Here is a 1,670-nt window from a genome sequence, read left to right as displayed (position 1 = left end):
CCTCGATGTTTCGCGGGGTGACGCCCGCCGCGTGAGTCGGTCCGGTGAAGTGGTCTGAGGACCGGATTCCGGACCGAGGCCGTGAGTGTGTGGCCGAGCGTCGGTGGGCGTCGGGGTTCACGGCCCCGAAGTGCGTTGTCCTTTCGGTCGGTGGGTCAGGACGGCCGGCGTCAGCCGGGGTCGGGAAGTGCTGCGAGTCGGGTGAGTCCGTCGAGCAGCAACTGGAGGTGGGGTGCGGTGGCGGCGAGTTTGAGTCGGGTCCGCCGCGCGTGACGAGTCAGCCGGGCGGCGATCGAAAATACTTGCAGACGTAGCCGTTTCGGTTCCCACCGCCGGGCCGGGGTGGCGTCGAAGGCCAGCATCTGGGTCCAGGCGATCAACTCACACGCCACCGCGACGATGGCACACCAGATGCGGTTCTGATCAAACCCGTGCAGCGGAAGGTTCGTCAATCCGCAGTCTTTGGCGGTACGGATCCGGTCCTCGCAGCGGGCGCGGCGCCGGTGGCGCAGTTCGAGCTCGGCCAACTGGCCTCGCGATGTGTTGGTGGCGAACGCGGTCAACCGCATGCCGTCGGAGTCGGTGAACCGCAACTGCGCCCCCGGATGCGGACGCTCCTTCCTGACGATCACCCGCATCCCCTCAGGCCAGCCCGAAAGACCCAGCATGCCAGTCACTTCCGCAACCCACGCCCCGTCCCGCTCCACACCGTCGGCGTCATAGGCCGGCGTCCACGCTTCCGGCGACAGTCGGTCGATGATCTCGGCGATGGCCTCGGTCAGTCCGAATCCGACCGAGTAGGCCAGCCGCCGTCTGGTCAGATAGTCGAGGAAGTCGTGGGTACCGCCGGCGGAATCGGCGCGGATCAACACGGTTTTGCCGACCCGATAACCGTCGATGCCGGGCACCTGCGCCAACGCATACTCGACGACGGTGATGTGATCAGCAGCGGTATTCGACCCGGCATTCCCCGGCCGCAGCAGGATCGACAGTGGTTCGCCGGTCCCGGCGGCTTGGTGATCGGCGAACGCACACAACGGGTGAAAGCCGAACCCTTTCTTCCAGTTTGGGGTGGCGTGTTCCTTCTCGGAGTGTGCGGTGACCAGGGTGGCGTCGAGATCGATGATCAACGGGTGCCGCACGTCACGGTCGTGGTTGGGGGCTGCGGTGCCAGCCGCGGTCCACGCCTGCTCCCGGGCGGCGGCGCGGGCGGTGTTGATCGCCGATAAGGCTGCGGGCGCATCGGCGGCCAGCGCGGAGATCAGCCGCGAGACCGTCGGGTCCGAGGCAACCGGCCCGAACACCGCTGGTACGGCACGCACCTGGTTGATGTCGGCCAAACAGTCGCCGCCCAGGGCGACCGCGACGGCGAGGTCGAGCAGGATCTTGCCCGGATCGTGGGTGGCCAGGGGTTTGCGCCACCGCGCCAGTGCCGTCGACAATCCGCTGTTCAGGCCGGTTTTCTCGGCTGCCCGCAGCAGGACCGTCGCGCCGGCGTGTGACACCACTCCGGTTCCGGAGCCATCGACAGACAACGACGGGTAGCACGACGTAGACTTACTCACCTGAATGGTGCTCCTCGAACTGGTCCGATTGAAACTGTGGTAAGTCCAATCATCCCAGGTCAGGGCACCATTCTTTATTCACGACACGGAATCATCGTGAAAGGC

Annotated in this window: 1 protein-coding gene; it reads right to left on the bottom strand. The window is 66.3% G+C overall.

Translation table 11 applies throughout. The features are described 5' to 3' along the window. Positions 1 to 170 precede the first annotated feature (170 nt). The gene (locus GP2_RS20725; RefSeq protein ID WP_040527683.1) at positions 171 to 1,565 is read right to left on the bottom strand and encodes an IS1380 family transposase; all 1,395 of its coding nucleotides are present in this window, start codon (positions 1,563 to 1,565) and stop codon (positions 171 to 173) included. Between the last annotated feature and the right edge of the window lie 105 nt (positions 1,566 to 1,670).

Source organism: Gordonia paraffinivorans NBRC 108238, assembly GCF_000344155.1.
Taxonomy (GTDB): Bacteria; Actinomycetota; Actinomycetes; order Mycobacteriales; family Mycobacteriaceae; genus Gordonia; species Gordonia paraffinivorans.
The sequence above is the reverse complement of the archived record's forward strand: the minus strand, read 5'-3'. Positions and strand labels throughout refer to the sequence as shown.